The following is a 15025-nucleotide window of genomic DNA, read 5'->3' on the forward strand; positions in this document are numbered from 1 at the left end:
GGGTCAGGGCCAGAGCAGCTCCCGCTGCCAGGCCCCCGCCCGCGCCCCGGCCTCCCGGCGGTAGCGCAGCCGCACGTGCCGCCGCCGGGCGTCGCCCTGGAAGAACTCCACCTCGCGCGGCTCGACCACGTACCGCGTCCAGCTCGCCACCTCCGCGCCCGGCTCCTCCTGGGCCCGCTGCCAGGCGTCGTCCGAGGCCCGGTCGAGTTCCCCCGTCGAGCCCAGCACCTCGCTCTGCCGCCCCACCAGCGCCGAGGCGAGGGCGCCCGTCGAGCGGGCGTGCAGATCGGCGTCGCTCTCGGCGGGGGAGCAGGGGGTGACGGGGCCCCGGACCCGGACCTGCCGGCCCTGCGCGGGCCAGTAGAAGTTGAGCGCGGCGTACGGACGGGCGGCCAGCTCGCGGCCCTTCGCGCTCGTGGAGTGCGTGGCGAAGTGCCAGCCGCGCTCGTCCGCGTCGTGCAGCATCAGGGTCCGGACGTCGGGCAGGCCCTCCGCGTCGACCGTGGCGAGCGTCATCGTGTGCGGCTCCGTCTGACCGGCGGCGACCGCCCCGGCGAACCAGGCATGGAAGAGGGGGAGGGGAGCGGGGGGCGCGGAGGCCGGGTCAAAGGCGGGCAGCTCGATGTCCCAGACGCGCTGGGTGTGGAGCAGGTCGAGGAAGGCGCGCTGTGTGGCGGAGGCCGATGCGTCAGTCATCCAGCCATTTCACCTCGCCCACAGCGCTCTCCACACCGGGGGCGAAGGGGCTCGGGGTGTGGTGAGGTGGATCGGTTGCCGTAGCGCGATGAGACACGCAGGGCTACGCTGGGCCCATGAAGACCATTACCCAGCGGGAATTCAGGAACCGGTCCGCCGATGTCATGAACGCCGTGGAGGCGGGCGAGGTCTTCCACATCACGCGTAACGGGATAGAGGTCGCGGAACTCCGGCCGCTCACGCGTAAGCGGAACCTGAGCGCGGAGGAGTTGGTGGCTCGCCATCGGCGGCTCCCCCGGGTGGACGGCGTGCTGATGCGCCGCGAAGCGGACGCGCTGTTCGGCGACGAGGACCGGGCCGGCGACGATGACCCCTGGGAGCGTACGCGTGACTGAGCGCTACCGTGCGGGCGTGCTTGACACCTGTACGTACATTGACCTCGACCTCTTGCGCCCCGAGGATCTGCCCGCCTTTCCGGCGCTCACCGCCGTGACGATGGCCGAACTGCAGCAAGGCGTGGCGATGGCCGGGGACCCGGCGGTGCGGGCAGCGCGGATGGAGAAGCTGGGAGCCGCGGTGGCCGACTTCGAACCGCTGCCCTTCGACGGCGACGCGGCTGCTCGCTACGGAAGCATGGTGTCCCTGGTCGTCGCGGCAGGCCGTAACCCCCGGCCCCGGCGCATGGATCTGATGATCGCTTCCATCGCCTCGGTCCGAGGGCTGCCCCTCTTCACCCGGAACGCGGACGACTTCAAGGGGCTGGAGGGTGTTCTCACCGTCGTCGCCGTGTAACGACCAGGTGCAGCGCGCACCGGCACCCGGAGCCCTCACCCCCGCCCCAGCACCACCGTCCCCGACGAGCAGAACCAGCCGCCCGTCCCCGACGCCACCGCCAGTTCCGGCAGCCGGCCGCCCGCCTTGTGGACCTGGCGGTCCCCCGCCTCGCCGCGCAGTTGGCGTACCGCCTCCACCAGCAGGAACAGTCCACGCATCCCCGGGTGGCAGGCGGAGAGGCCGCCGCCGTCCGTGTTGACCGGGAGTTCGCCGGTGAGACCCGTGCGGCCCTTCTCCACGAACGCCCCGCCCTCGCCCTTCGCGCAGAAGCCCAGGTCCTCCAGCGTCACCAGCGTCATATAGGTGAACGCGTCGTAGATCTCGGCCAGATCGATGTCCGCCGGCCGCACCCCCGCCCGCTCGAAGGCGAGGCGGCCCGACACGGCCGCGGGGGAGACCGTGAAGTCGTCCCACTCCGACATCGTGGAGTGCGAGACGTGCTCGCCGGCGCCGAGGACCCAGACGGGGGCCTTCGCCGTGTCCGGTACGTACTCCTCGGCCGCCAGGAGCACCGCGCAGCCGCCGTCGCTGCGGACGCAGCAGTGCAGTTTGGTGAACGGGTCGGCGATCATCGGGCCCGACAGCACCTCGTCGACCGTGACGGGGGTGCGGAACATGGCGTCCGGGTTGGCCGCCGCGTTCGCCCTGGCCTGCACCGCCACCTCGGCCAGCTGCTCCAGCGTGGTGCCGTACTCGTGCATGTGGCGCCGGGCCGCCATCGCGTACTTGGCGACCAGCGAGTGGCCGTACGGCACCTCGAACTGGAGCGGGCCCCGGGCCCCGAAGGACAGGTTCGACGTGCGGCGGCCCGCCTTGATGTCGGCCCGGGCCGTCGACCCGTACACCAGCAGTACGGCGTTGGCGCGGCCTGCCGCGATGGCGTCCGCCGCATGGGCGGCCATCACCTCCCAGGTCGATCCGCCGACCGAGGTGGAGTCCACCCAGGTCGGTTTCAGCCCCAGGTACTCGGCGACCTCGACCGGGGCGAGCGTGCCGAGGCCGGCGGAGGCTAACCCGTCGACGACCGACCGGTCCAGGCCGGAGTCCGCGAGCGCCCGGCGGGCGGCCTGGGCGTGCAGGGCGTACGGCGTGGCCGTGTCGACGCGCCCGCAGTCGGCGAGGGATATGCCGACGACGGCGACCTTGCGGCGGGGAGAGGGGGGCGTGGCAGGCATGAATCTGACGGTACATCAGATGGAGGGGCGGGTGAACTGGTCTGCGATGTACGGATCTTGTGGTCCCTGTCGCCTTGCGCGACTCTGGGAATCTCGCTGCTTCACCCCTAGCATGACGGCCCGTCAGATCAGAGGCCGTCGGCCTCTGAGGGGAAGGAGTCCGACGATGGATACCGCCTTCACCGCGGAACAGGACGAGATCCGCCGCACCCTGCGCGAACTGCTGGCCGCACGCGACCCGGGCCACCCCGGGGCTGCCCCGGCGACGCCCGACGGATACGACACCGCGCTGTGGCACCGGCTCGCCCAGGAACTCGGGCTGCCCGGACTCGCCCTCCCGAAGGAGTACGGGGGCGGGGGCCGCGGGCCCGCCGAGCTCGCCGTCGCCCTGGAGGAGACCGGCCGCGCCCTGCTGCCGTCCCCGCTGCTCGCCACCGCCGTACTCGCCGCGCCCCTGATCCTCGCCCTCGGCACCGCGGAACAGCGCGCCGCCCTGCTGCCGCCCCTCGCGGCGGGCGAGCTCACCGCGGCCCTGGCCGTCCCCGGCGGCTCGCTCCCCACCGCGCTCGGCCTCACCGGCGATCTCACCGGCGGCGCCTGGGCGGGCGGCGGCCGGGCGGGCGGCGTGCAGGCCCGGCCGGCGGGCGGCGACGGCGGGTGGCGGCTGTACGGGGAGGCCGCCCAGGTGCTGGACGGGCACAGTGCCGGACTGCTCCTGATCGCCGCGCACACGGGGGGCTTCCCCCGCAGCCGCACCCTGCTGTTCCTGGTCAGGACCGACGGGCCCGAGCCGCCCGCCGGTCTCGTCCGCACCCGGCAGACCTCCCTCGACGCCACCCGCCCGCTCGCCCGCGTCCAGCTGCGCGACACCGAGGCCGAACTCCTCGGGGCCGACGACACCGTCGACGCGCTCGCCGCCCTCGCGGCCACCGGGCGCACGGCGGCCGTCGCGCTCGCCGCCGAGGCGGCCGGGGCGGCGGCGAGCGCGCTGGAACGGACGGTCGACGACGTCGGGGAGCGCGAGCGTTCGGGCAGGGTGGCCGGCGCCTTCCAGGCCGCGCGGCTCCGCCTGGCGGACGTGTACGTGCGCGTGCGTACGGCTCGCTCCGCCGCGTACTACGCGGCCTCGGACCCGGAGACCGGCGGTCTCGCGCTCGCCCAGGCGCTGGAGGCGCTGCGGCTCGCCGCCGCGGAGGGCGTGCAGTCGCACGGGGGCACGGGCTGCGCCTCGGAGGGCGAGGCGCGGCTGTACTTCAACCGGGCCGCGTCGGACGAACTGCTCCTCGGCCCCGTGCAGCTGCTCCGGGACCACGCGGCGCAGCGGGCGGAGCTGTTCGGGGCGGAGCGGCAGGGCGGGGCGGAGCGGCAGGGCGGGGCGGCAGGGCACGGGCCGGCCGGGCGGGTGGCGGTCTGATGGCGCCCGCGGTCCGGCTCGTCCAGAAGGTGTCCTCGACCCGCGTCTTCGCGCGGATCGCCCCGCACGTGGTGCCTGCCATGGACCGCACGGTGCACCGGCTGACCCGTGGCCGGGTGCTGCTCAGCGCGCAGATGCTGCCGGGGGTGGTGATGACGGTGCCCGGGGCGCGCAGCGGGCTGCTCAGGACCACTCCGCTGGCCTGCATGCCGGAGCCGGGTGAGGGCGGGAGGGGCAGTTGGATCCTGGTCGGCAGCAACTTCGGCCGTCCGGGTCATCCCGCCTGGACGGCGAACCTGCTGGCGCATCCGGAGGGGGCCGTCATCAACTGGAAGGGCCGCGACATTCCCGTGCGGGCCAGGCTGCTGGCGGGGGAGGAACGGGCCCGGGTGTGGGAGACGGCGCTGCGGTTCTGGCCGCCCTATGCCGCGTACCAGGCCCGGATCGACCGGGAGATCCGGCTGTTCCGGCTGGAGCGGCGTGAGGTCCCGGCTGACGGCCCGGCGTGACGGTCGGAGGTGTCCGGGAGTGCGTCCTGAACGCACGCGGCGACGGGGCCGGGAGCGCGGGCGGGAACGCGCTCGTGAACGGGTCCGGGTACACCGACGGCGGACCACATGCGTGGTCCGCCGTCGGTGAGACAGGACCTGGGCGCCCGGGATCACCGTGCGTCACCCAGTACGGGGTTCCGGCGCGGGCGCTACTTCGTGGGCTTCTTGCCGGTGATGCCCAGATGCACCAACAGCGCGAGGTTCGGCCTGAGTTCGGCCTGCTTGACGCCCCAGGTCGTGAAGCCCTTCTGGTGCGAGGCGACGGCGGCCAGCATCGCGACCAGGGAGCCCGCCATGGCTGCGGCGCTGATGTCCTTGTCGACCTTGCCCTTGGCCTGGAGCTCCTTCACGGAGTCCGTGAGGGAGTTGGTGACGGAGTTCAGGATCTTCATGCGGATCTTGTAGAACCGCTTGTCGCCCTCGGCCGCGCCGAGGTCGACCACGCGCAGGATGGCATCGTTGCGCCGCCAGAAGTCGAGGAATCCCTCGACGAGTTCTTCGGCTGCCTGCCATCCCGCCTTGCCGACCCAGGAGCGTCCGGCGACCAGTTCGGTCAGCCCGGCACCCTCCTTGGCCATCTCTTCGGCGATTTCGAGGACGGCGCCCTCGACGTCGGGGAAGTACTGGTAGAAGGTCGCGGGTGAAGTCCCCGCCTTCCGGGCGACGTCGATGACTTTGACGTCCCGGTACGGCGAGGAGCTGAGCATCTCGCTGAGGCAGTCGAGCAGCTTCTGCCGCGTCGCCTGTCCGCGTCGACCGGCCACGCGGCCGTCGACGGTGCGTACTTGTCCTGTCATGCCGTCAGCTTACCGACGGGTGATCGGAGCGCGATTCGGCCGACTGCAAATGGGGAGTGGGGCAGGTGCGGTGGGGGGAGTGGGCGGATTTCGGGGGATGTGCCCGGGGGCTCCCCGCCCGTTCCCCACAGTCTGATTAATGTTATCAACAGCCTGTGGACAACTTCGGTGGATAACTTTCCGTGACAACCGTCTGCGGGGCGTGCGTATCGAAACTATGTTCGGACCGGAGGGGTTGGAGCGCGGGCGGACCGGGGCGCGGATACGTTGGGTGTGACGAGCGTCACGACGGATGAGCGTCATCGAGACGGAAGGATCCGGGCCCATGGCCGCATTCGCGCAGTCCGCGCCGTGCTGGGTGGATGTGCAGCTCCCCGACCTCGAAGCGGGCAAGCGCTTCTACGGTGAGCTCTTCGGCTGGACCTTCCGGGCGGGAGACGGGCCGTACGCCGACGCCCTCAGCGACGGCGCCCTCGTCGCCGCCCTCGCCGCCAAACAGGACGGCCGGATGCCGACCGCCTGGGGCGTCTACTTCGCCACCGACGACATCGCCGGCACCGTCGCCCGCGTCCGCGAGCACGGCGGACAGGTGATCACCGACCCCGTCCGGGCCGGCCGGTCCGGAGTGCTGGCCCAGGCCGCCGACCCCGGCGGTGCGGTGTTCGGCCTCTGGCAGGCCGGTGAGCGCAAGGGCTTCCAGAAGCAGAACGAGCCCGGCTCCTTCTGCTGGACCGAGGTCTACACCCGGCAGAAGGACCGGGTCGACGCGTTCTACGAGGAGGTCTTCGGCTTCCGCTCCGTCGGGATCGACGACGCCGGAACCGGTGGTCCGGGCACCGCGGAGTCCGGCGTCGACTTCCGGATGTGGTCCCCGGCCGGCACCGAACCGGGCCCCGACACCGCGGTCGGCGGGCGCAGCGTCATCACGGACGCGTTCCCGGCGGAGATGCCCAGCTACTTCCTCAGCTACTTCGCCGTGGCGGACTGCGACGCGTCGGCCGAGACCGTCAAGCGGCTGGGCGGCCGGGTCTCCGAGCCGCCCTTCGACATCCCCTACGGGCGGATGGCGGTCCTCCAGGACGATCAGGGCGCCGTGTTCGCTCTACTTCAGCCGCCGGTGTCCTGATACGGCACAAAGTGATCCAGGACACCCCGATCCGCCCCCGGGTTCGCAACCGGCGGCCCGGCCAGGAAGAATCGGGGTGCGCACCGCCGGGTGGTGCCCAGTGATGAGACGCTGCACACGGCGGGTTTTTCGCGGACCTCTCCTCACGGAGGTCCGTACGGGGAGGTGGCAGGCAAGTGGTGGAGCAGCTGACGCAGCACGACCCGAGGCGGATCGGCCCGTTCGAGGTGCTGGGACGACTCGGGGCCGGCGGCATGGGGCTGGTCTATCTGGCCCGGTCGGCGTCCGGCCGGCGGGTGGCGATCAAGACGGTCCGTACGGAACTGGCCGAGGACCAGCTGTTCCGGGTCCGCTTCACGCGTGAGGTGGAAGCCGCCCGCGCCGTCAGCGGTTTCTACACGGCCGCCGTGGTCGACGCCGACCCGCGCGCCGCCGTGCCGTGGCTCGCCACCGCCTATGTGCCCGCGCCCTCGCTGGAAGAGATAGTGAATGAGTGCGGGCCGATGCCGACCCAGGCCGTGCGCTGGCTGGCGGCGGGCATCGCGGAGGCTCTGCAGTCCATCCACGGGGCGAAGCTCGTCCACCGCGACATGAAGCCGTCCAACGTGCTCGTCGTCGAGGACGGCCCCCGGGTGATCGACTTCGGGATCGCGTCCGGTGTCTCCAACACCCGGCTCACCATGACGAACGTCGCGGTGGGCACGCCCGCGTACATGTCGCCGGAGCAGGCGAGGGACTCGCGCAGCGTCACCGGCGCCAGCGACATCTTCTCGCTCGGCTCCACGCTCGTCTTCGCCGCGACCGGGCACGCCCCGTTCCACGGGGCCAATCCGGTGGAGACGGTCTTCATGCTGCTGCGCGAAGGCCCCGACGTGAGCGGCCTGCCCGACGATCTGCGGTCGCTGATCGAGTCGTGCATGCAGATGGACGCCTCGATGCGGCCCACCCCCGCCGAACTGCAGGCCCAGCTCTCCCCGCACCTCTTCGCCTCCGGCAGCGACGACAGCGGCACCGCGTCGGCCTGGCTGCCGGCGCCCGCCACCGCGATGATCGAGGAGCGCCGCGGCGGCGGACGCGCGGTCGCGCCGCCCGCTCCCGTCGTACCCGCGCCGGTTCGGCCCGTCCCGCCCGCACCCGTCGCGCCGCCCCCGCAGCCGGGTCCGGTGCGGCTGTCCGGCGTGCCCGTGCCGATCGGCCCGGGGCCGCGCGCCCAGGACGTACGGGCCTCGGCCGCCGGTGCCGAGGCCGGTCCGGCGACCGGCTGGGTGCGTCCGCCCGCCGGGGTGAACGGGGCGGTCACCGCCCCGACCGCCCCCGTCGTACCCGCTCCGGCGCACGCGCCCGACGGCGCACCCGCCGGCCCGGGGCGCTGGCGGCCCTGGCGGTTCCGGATGTCGAACGACGTGTGGGGGACCCCGGTCGTCGTCGGTGACCTGCTGTACGTGACGTCCTTCGAGGTGCACGCGCTGGACATCGGCAACGGGCGGCGCCAGTTCAAGACCCGCGACGTCGCCTGGGCGATGGCCGTGGACGGCGGTCGCATCCTCGCCTCCGACGGCCCGTCGCTCTACGCCCTGGACGCGACGACCGGCACCGAGCGGTGGCGGCTGCAGTCCGACGCGTGGGTTTACTCCCTGAAGGCCGACCGCGGCACGGTCGTCACCGGTACGCGCGGCGGGGGCGTCCAGGGGTGGGAGGCGTCCACGGGCGAACGGCTCTGGGAGATCACCGGCGCGCAGACGGACTTCGAGACGGCGGAGGCCGGACCGGCCCTCCACGACGGCACGGTCTACCTCTGGCAGGACGCCCGGCTGCGGGCCGTCGACGCCCGTACCGGCACCGAGCGCTGGTCCTACCCGGTCGGCGACGCGGCCTCCTGCGGCGGGGTGCCGGTCCGGGTGACCCCGGCGCCGGACGGCTACGTCTACGTCTCCGCGGGCACCCGGGTCCTCGCGGTGGACGTCGCCTCCGGCCGGGTGCGCTGGCACTTCGAGTCCCCGGCGGTCTTCCTCTCGGCGCCCGCCTTCGCGCCCGGCCCTGCCGTCACCGGTGGCGGGGTGTACCTCGCGGACTACCTCGGCACGGTGTACGCGCTCGACGCCTCGACCGGCAAGGACCGCTGGCGCATCGCCACGGAGTCCCGCCAGTCGATCGAGCCGGTACTGGTGGTCGCGGGCAACGTGCACGTCGGCAGCGGCAGCGCGCTGTACACGCTGGACGCGGTCACGGGCACCCCGAAGTGGCGGTTCGCCGCGGGTGGCGAGGTCGTGGGCGCGCCGGTCGTCGCCGACGGCCGCGTCCACTTCGGCTCCGCCGACCACGTCCTGTACACGCTGGACGCGGCGGGCGGCCAGCTCCGCTGGAAGCTGGCGACGGGCGGCGAGATCACGGGTTCGCCGGTGGCGCAGGGCGGGGTGGTCTACGCGTGCAGCAAGGACCGCTGCGTGTACGCGCTGGACGCGCTGAAGGGCACGGGCACGGGGAACCGGGCCCGCGCGTAGTTTCTTCCGGCCGGGGCCGGGGGCCGGACGGGCTTTGGTTGGGCCTGCCGCCCCGGCCTCAATCGCCGGACGGGCTCGACGAGTCGCCGGGCGGGCTGGACCTGCGCGGGCGGTCCTGGACCGGGTACGAGGCCGTCGGCTCCGAGCCCCGGTCACGCGGCGGCCCGGACGGCCCCGGCGGCGGACCGGACGCGGACGGCGACCCCGGCCCCACATACGGCTCCGCCTCCGGCTCCGGCCACGGACTGGTCTGCACCGACGGCCCCGGCTCCCGCGTGGGCGGCCACGTGTCCGGATCCGACGAGCCCGGCGCCGCGTACCGCGGCTCACGCCGGGGGTGCCGCCCGCGCCCCGACATCAGCGCCGCGCCCAGCAGAAGCAGCACGCCACCGCCCGCCGCGACCGCCACCCCCTGCTGAAGCCCGGAGCCGTCACCCGCGACCGTCAGGCTGCCGGCCGCCTGTCCCTGGCGCACCATCCACAGCACCGTGAACCCGAGGACCAGCACGCCCGCCAGGGCGACCATCGGCCGGAACCGGAGCACCACGCCCACGACCGCGAGGACCGCGGCGACGAGGAGGGGGAGCCAGAGGGAGCCGAACAGGCCCGAACGCGCCCCGGTGACACCGGTGAACAGGTCGTCGATCCGGTAGTACCGCCCGAGGCGGCCGTCGTACCAGTCACGGAAGGGGCTCAGCACGGCGGCCGCCGCTCCTAGGAGAGCGACGATCGAGCCGAGGACGTTACGGATCATGTCCGGAGTACCTCCCGCGGGCGGGCAGCGGCATCACCGGCGGCGACGCCGGTCTTCACCGCTCTCGATTCGACGCTACGCCCGGCTCATGACCCACGCCACCAGACGGATGATGACGAGACCGTGACAGGGCCATGACCGGGCTGCCGGTCGGGGCCCGCCATGCTGTGCGCTACGGTGTCGCGCGGCCGCCCGGCGACCGGGGCCGGCACGCAGCACATACGAGGGACCATGCAAGGGGGACGTACCGATGGTGCGGCAACACGTGAAGCTCACAGTGGTATTGGTGGCGGTGGTGCTCGCGCTCACCGGTTTCTCCACCTCCAGCAGCGGAGGCAAGGGCGGCAAGAGCCGGAGCGGCAAGAGCAAGTCGAGCAGCAGCAGCGGCGGTGGGTGCTCCAACTCCAAGAAGAGCAACGGCACGTACCACGACACCGATTCCGACTACGACGACGACTACGACTACGGTTCGTCGAGCAGTTCCTCCGGCTCCGCGTACAGCACCCCGACGCCCACCGCGACCGCGACGGACGCACCGCAGGCGTACGTCTTCCGCTGTGCGTCACCCCGCAAGGGCAAGCGCAGGGCCGTCACCACCTCCACCGTGCGACTCACCGCGAAGGCGGCCCTCAGCCACTTCTACGAGGTCGACGTGAAGTTCCTCGACGCGGCCGGCAACACCGTCGACACCGGTGAGGCGACCGTGGAGGCCGACGGCGGCGAGACGAAGACCGTCTCCGTGCGGATGGCCCACCCGGGCAAGGTCTCCCGGGTGAAGAAGTGCGCGGTCACGGCCGAACTCACCTACTGACGGGCATCGGCGGCCCCGCTTTCAACGCAGCCGGAATCCGCCGCCTCCGCCCCGCCCCCTGAACAGCTCCGCCTGCTGCTCCGCCGGCAGGTTCCCGAGCGCGATCAGGTGCGGGGCGTGGGCGAAGGCCTGGGCCCTGGCCGCCTCCTTCGCGGACCAGAGCGCCCGTACGGTCCCCTGGACCCCACCGGTCGGGTACGCGGCGATGACCGCCGCCGCCCGCAGCGCGGCCGCCACCGCGCCGCCGGGCGGCGTCACCTCGCTGACCAGCCCGGTCTCGTACGCCCGACGGGCCGTGACCCGTTCCGCCGTCCCCATCAGGGACATCCGGGCGACCTCGCCGAACGGCATCCGCTGCGCCATGGCGATCGCCTCGTACGCGCTGACCATGCCGTACGTCGTATGCGGGTCGAAGAACGTCGCCTCCTCGGACGCGATGACGAACTCCGCCTCGCCCAGCAGATAGAACGCCCCGCCGCAGGCCATCCCCTCCACGGCCGCGATCACCGGCTTCCACAGGTCGTTGGCCTTCGGCCCGATCGTGAGCAGCGGATCGTCGATCGTGTACGGGGACGAGGGCTGCGGAACGTCCACGCCCCGGTCGATCCCGGTGCAGAACGCCCGCTCCCCGGCCCCGGTGATCACGACGGCCCGCACCTCGTCGTCGTACCGGAACGACCGCCAGGCAGCCGAGAGTTCGTCGGCCGTCGCGAGGTCGATCGCGTTGAGCTTGCCCGGCCGGTCCAGGGTGAGCAGCGCGACCCCGGTCTCCTTGACGGTCTCCTTGCGCAGCGCCATCTCGGCTCACCGCTCCAGCGTCCAGCGGACCAGCGTCGCGCCGGGGGGCGCGGGGCAGAAGACCGCCTTCACCGCCGCCCCGATCCGCAGCCGCGCCGGATCGACGGAGTTCAGCGGTGCGTCGGGCCCGCTCACCACGTTGCCGACCAGGCGGATCTCGGGGGCGTCCGCCAGCTCGACGATCACGGCGTTGTACGGCGCCTGGGCGGCGTACGCGGGCAGCAGCGGCGGGTGCGGCAGCACGTACGACCAGATGCGGCCGCGCCCGCTCATCACCCGCCACTCGCTCTCGAAGGACTGGCAGTGCGGGCAGCACGGACGGGGAGGGAAGCGGAGCTTCCCGCAGCCGTCGGCGGCGCACGCCTGGACGCTCAGTTCGCCGCGGGCCGCGTACTCCCAGAAGGGCGCGCCGTCCTCGTCGACGACGGGCAGCAGAAGGTCATCCATCGCGGTCGGCTCCTCAGTTCCTCAGCAGTACGGCGGACGTGGGGACGCCCTCCCCGGCGGTGACCAGGCAGGTCGAGGCGTCCGGGACCTGGGCGGTGGAGATGCCGCGCAGCTGCTTCACGCCCTCGTTGATGAGGTTGAAGCCGTGCACGTACCCCTCGCTGAGCCCGCCGCCGCCCGTGTTGATCGGCAGCCGCCCGCCGCTCTCCAGCGCCCCGCCCTCGGTGAACGCGGCGCCCTCGCCGCGCCCGCAGAATCCGTACCCCTCCAGGGAGAGCGGGATGAGCGGGGTGAAGGCGTCGTAGATCTGCGCCACGTCGACATCGCCCGGCCCGAAGTCGGCCTGCTTCCAGAGCTGTCGGGCCGCCGTCCAGGCGGGCCCGGTGAGCGGGTCGTCGTTCCAGTAGTTGACCATCCCGTGGTGCTGGGCGGGCAGCCCCTGGGCGACGGAGTGGAGGTAGACGGGCTTCTGCCGGCAGTCGCGGGCGCGTTCGGCGGAGACGATCACGCAGGCCAGGGCCCCGTCCGTCTCCAGACAGTTGTCGAAGAGGCAGAGCGGTTCGCTGATCCAGCGCGAGGTCATATACATGTCGCGGGTCAGCGGGCGCTCGTACATCACCGCGGCCGGGTTCTGGTTGGCCCGGTTGCGGCAGGCGAGCGCGACGTTGAAGAGGTGGTCGCGGGTCGCGCCGTACTCGTGCATGTACCGGCGGGCCAGCATCCCGATCTCGTCGGCGGGCCGCAGCAGTCCGTAGGGCCGGGTCCACTGGGCGGGGGTGGGGAGCTGCACAGCGGTGTTCTTCCAGGGCCGTGGCCCCGACCCGCGCTTCCGTGACCGCCAGGCGACCCCGACGCTCGCCTGCCCGGTGGCGACGGCGGCCGCCAGATGCGCGAGGGTCGCGCAGGAACCGCCGCCCCCGTACCCCACCTTGCTGAAGAAGGTGACGTCACCGGCCCCGATCGCCTTGGCGATCTCGACCTCGTCGGTCTCCTCCATCGTGTACGAGGCGAACGCGTCCACCTCCGAAGCGGCGATGCCCGCGTCGTCCAGCGCCGCGAGGATGGCCCGGCAGGCCAGGGTCTTCTCGGACTCGGGCAGATGCTTCGCGAACTCCGTCTGCCCGATCCCGGCTATCGCTGCCTTGTCCTTGAGCGTCGCCACCCGCCACCTCCGAGGCCGTCATGACTGCTGACAGCGGAGGAGGCTACAGCTAATCTGACGGATAGTCAGCTACGGGGCGGCCACGGCGTTCCGGCGGGACGACGGGAGGGCACGAGATGCGCGGCGACGAGGAATGGTCCACCGTCCCGAACCTGGTGCGGGAGGCGGCCGGGCGGTACGGCGACCGGGAGGCGGTCGTCGAGGGCCGCACCCGGATCACGTACACGGAACTCGGTGACCGCGTGGAGCGGGCCGCCGCCGCGTGCATGGCCTCCGGCGTGGAGCCGGGCGACCGCGTGGCGGTCTGGGCGCCCAACACGCTGGACTGGATCGTGTCCGCGCTGGGCGCCGTGACGGCGGGTGCGGTCCTCGTCCCGCTCAACACCCGCTTCAAGGGCGCGGAGGCGGCGTACGTCCTGGAGCGGAGCCGGGCGAGGCTGCTCTTCGTCACGGGCACCTTTCTCGGTACGTCGTACGTGGCGTCCCTGCGCCGGGCCGAGGCGGAACTCCCGCACCTGGAACGGGTGGTGGTGCTCGCCGACACCGCGCCCGAGGCCGACGACTACATGACGTGGAAGGACTTCCTGGCGACGGGCGAGCGGATATCCGCGGAGCGGGTACGGGCACGCGCCGACGCCGTCGACCCGTCGGCCCCCTCCGACATCGTCTACACCTCGGGCACGACGGGCCGCCCCAAAGGTGCCGTCATCAGCCACGCGCAGACGCTGCGCTGCTACGCGATCTGGAGCGAACTGGCCGGTCTGCGCGAGGGCGACCGCTATCTGATCGTGAACCCGTTCTTCCACACCTTCGGCTACAAGGCGGGCATCATCGCGTGCCTGATGCGGGGCGCGACGATGATCCCGCAGCCGGTCTTCAACGTGGACACGGTCCTCGCCAACATCGCGGCCGAACGCATCTCGGTCCTGCCCGGCCCGCCCACGCTCCACCAGTCCCTCCTGGACCACCCGGCCCGCGCGAGCCACGACCTCTCGGCCCTGCGCCTGGTGGTGACGGGAGCGGCGGTCGTCCCGCTGCAACTGGTGAACCGCCTCCGCCGGGAACTGAACATCGCCACGGTCCTGACCGCGTACGGCCTCTCCGAGGCGAGCGGCATCGTGACGATGTGCCGCCGCGGCGACCCGGCGGAAGTGATCGCCTCCACCTCCGGCCGCGCCATCCCCGGCACGGAACTCCGCGTCCTGGCCGCCCCCGGCACGCCCGGCGAGATCCTGGTCCGCGGCTTCCACGTGATGAGCGGCTACTTCGAGGACGCGGAGACGACGGCCGCCACGATCACCTCGGACGGCTGGCTGCACACCGGCGACGTGGGCATCCTCGACGAGGAGGGAAACCTCCGGATCACGGACCGGATCAAGGACATGTTCATCGTCGGCGGCTTCAACGCCTACCCGGCGGAGATCGAACAGCTCCTGGGCCTGCACCCGGACGTGGCGGACGTCGCGGTGATCGGCGTCCCCGACCCGCGCCTGGGCGAGGTCGGCAAGGCGTACGCGGTGCGCCGGCCGGGCGCGACGGTGACGGCGGACGACCTGATCGCGTGGTCGCGGCGGGAGATGGCGAACTACAAGGTGCCGAGGGCGGTGGAGTTCGTCAGCGAGCTCCCGCGCAACGCGAGCGGCAAGGTGGTGAAGGGGGAGCTGCGGGGGCGCGGGGTCTGACCGTCGGACTCGTGGGAAGTGCCGGTCCGCGGACGCACAGCGGCCGCGACGGCTCCCCCTCCGCGCCGCCGCGGCCGTTCCCCCGTGCTGGTTGGACTAGTTGGGCTTCGGTACCGACGCATGGGCGTCGAGGGTGGTGATTTCCTCGCCCGAGGCGTGGGCGTCGGCCGGCTTGAGGGGCTCGCTGGAGGCGTGAGCGTCCTGCGTGGTGATTTCCTCGCCCGAGGCGTGGGCGTCGGCCGGCTTGGTGATGCCGCTGTTGTCTGCCATGAAGGTC

Annotated in this window: 16 protein-coding genes; 8 read left to right on the top strand and 8 right to left on the bottom strand. The window is 72.8% G+C overall.

The window, feature by feature from the left end:
- Positions 1–3: 3 nt before the first annotated feature.
- On the bottom strand, positions 4–696 hold the full coding sequence (locus tag ACFYPA_RS16905; RefSeq protein ID WP_389132484.1) for a pyridoxal 5'-phosphate synthase: 693 nt from the start codon (positions 694–696) through the stop codon (positions 4–6).
- Between the two features lie 116 nt (positions 697–812).
- Between ACFYPA_RS16905 and ACFYPA_RS16910 the strand changes: the two genes are divergently transcribed.
- Together ACFYPA_RS16910 and ACFYPA_RS16915 are read left to right on the top strand one after the other, a co-directional pair.
- Positions 813–1091, top strand: a complete 279-nt coding sequence (locus tag ACFYPA_RS16910) for a type II toxin-antitoxin system prevent-host-death family antitoxin (protein ID WP_359078122.1) — start codon at positions 813–815, stop codon at positions 1089–1091.
- Positions 1084–1488 carry a type II toxin-antitoxin system VapC family toxin gene (locus ACFYPA_RS16915; protein WP_359352548.1) on the top strand — a complete coding sequence of 135 codons (405 nt, stop codon included), beginning with the start codon at positions 1084–1086 and terminating at the stop codon, positions 1486–1488. The genes ACFYPA_RS16910 and ACFYPA_RS16915 overlap by 8 nt, the downstream gene beginning before the upstream one ends.
- Positions 1489–1523: 35 nt before the next feature.
- On the opposite strand, the gene ACFYPA_RS16920 is transcribed toward ACFYPA_RS16915, so the two are convergent.
- A complete protein-coding gene (locus ACFYPA_RS16920; RefSeq protein WP_389132488.1) occupies positions 1524–2705 on the bottom strand; it encodes an acetyl-CoA acetyltransferase in 1182 nt (393 codons plus the stop codon).
- A 166-nt stretch (positions 2706–2871) separates the two neighbouring features.
- Between ACFYPA_RS16920 and ACFYPA_RS16925 the strand changes: the two genes are divergently transcribed.
- Together ACFYPA_RS16925 and ACFYPA_RS16930 are read left to right on the top strand one after the other, a co-directional pair.
- Positions 2872–4119, top strand: coding sequence for an acyl-CoA dehydrogenase family protein (locus ACFYPA_RS16925; protein WP_389132491.1), 1248 nt, complete (start codon positions 2872–2874; stop codon positions 4117–4119).
- Positions 4119–4628, top strand: coding sequence for a nitroreductase family deazaflavin-dependent oxidoreductase (locus ACFYPA_RS16930; protein WP_389132494.1), 510 nt, complete (start codon positions 4119–4121; stop codon positions 4626–4628). Before ACFYPA_RS16925 ends, ACFYPA_RS16930 begins: the two co-directional genes overlap by 1 nt.
- 191 nt (positions 4629–4819) lie before the next feature.
- Here the strand turns inward: ACFYPA_RS16930 and ACFYPA_RS16935 are convergent, their stop codons facing one another.
- Positions 4820–5467, bottom strand: a complete 648-nt coding sequence (locus ACFYPA_RS16935; protein WP_359078130.1) for a TetR family transcriptional regulator — start codon at positions 5465–5467, stop codon at positions 4820–4822.
- Between the two features lie 325 nt (positions 5468–5792).
- Here ACFYPA_RS16935 and ACFYPA_RS16940 point away from each other — a divergent pair, with 325 nt between their 5' ends.
- Both ACFYPA_RS16940 and ACFYPA_RS16945 read left to right on the top strand, forming a co-directional pair.
- Complete coding sequence (locus ACFYPA_RS16940; RefSeq protein ID WP_389132497.1) at positions 5793–6593, top strand: VOC family protein; 801 nt, start codon at positions 5793–5795, stop codon at positions 6591–6593.
- A 179-nt stretch (positions 6594–6772) separates the two neighbouring features.
- Entirely contained in the window at positions 6773–9094 is a 2322-nt protein-coding gene (locus tag ACFYPA_RS16945) for a PQQ-binding-like beta-propeller repeat protein (protein ID WP_359078894.1), read from the top strand.
- 58 nt (positions 9095–9152) lie between these two features.
- Here ACFYPA_RS16945 and ACFYPA_RS16950 read toward each other — a convergent pair whose 3' ends face one another.
- A complete protein-coding gene (locus tag ACFYPA_RS16950) occupies positions 9153–9848 on the bottom strand; it encodes a hypothetical protein (protein ID WP_389132499.1) in 696 nt (231 codons plus the stop codon).
- 250 nt (positions 9849–10098) lie between these two features.
- Here ACFYPA_RS16950 and ACFYPA_RS16955 point away from each other — a divergent pair, with 250 nt between their 5' ends.
- Entirely contained in the window at positions 10099–10659 is a 561-nt protein-coding gene (locus tag ACFYPA_RS16955; protein ID WP_359078136.1) for a hypothetical protein, read from the top strand.
- A 21-nt stretch (positions 10660–10680) separates the two neighbouring features.
- Here ACFYPA_RS16955 and ACFYPA_RS16960 read toward each other — a convergent pair whose 3' ends face one another.
- From ACFYPA_RS16960 to ACFYPA_RS16970, 3 genes are read right to left on the bottom strand one after another with little or no spacing between them, the layout of a single operon-like run.
- Positions 10681–11457 (bottom strand): enoyl-CoA hydratase/isomerase family protein, encoded by a 777-nt coding sequence (locus ACFYPA_RS16960; RefSeq protein ID WP_359078138.1) that lies wholly within the window; start codon positions 11455–11457, stop codon positions 10681–10683.
- A 6-nt stretch (positions 11458–11463) separates the two neighbouring features.
- Complete coding sequence (locus ACFYPA_RS16965; protein WP_389132503.1) at positions 11464–11904, bottom strand: Zn-ribbon domain-containing OB-fold protein; 441 nt, start codon at positions 11902–11904, stop codon at positions 11464–11466.
- Between the two features lie 13 nt (positions 11905–11917).
- Positions 11918–13066, bottom strand: coding sequence for a lipid-transfer protein (locus ACFYPA_RS16970; protein ID WP_359078142.1), 1149 nt, complete (start codon positions 13064–13066; stop codon positions 11918–11920).
- A gap of 116 nt (positions 13067–13182) precedes the next feature.
- Between ACFYPA_RS16970 and ACFYPA_RS16975 the strand changes: the two genes are divergently transcribed.
- Positions 13183–14748, top strand: a complete 1566-nt coding sequence (locus ACFYPA_RS16975) for a FadD3 family acyl-CoA ligase (RefSeq protein WP_389132506.1) — start codon at positions 13183–13185, stop codon at positions 14746–14748.
- Positions 14749–14844: 96 nt separating this feature from the next.
- On the opposite strand, the gene ACFYPA_RS16980 is transcribed toward ACFYPA_RS16975, so the two are convergent.
- Positions 14845–15018, bottom strand: a complete 174-nt coding sequence (locus tag ACFYPA_RS16980) for a hypothetical protein (protein ID WP_359078145.1) — start codon at positions 15016–15018, stop codon at positions 14845–14847.
- Between the last annotated feature and the right edge of the window lie 7 nt (positions 15019–15025).

Origin of the sequence: Streptomyces sp. NPDC005775 (assembly GCF_042871565.1) — a bacterium.
Taxonomy (GTDB): Bacteria; Actinomycetota; Actinomycetes; order Streptomycetales; family Streptomycetaceae; genus Streptomyces.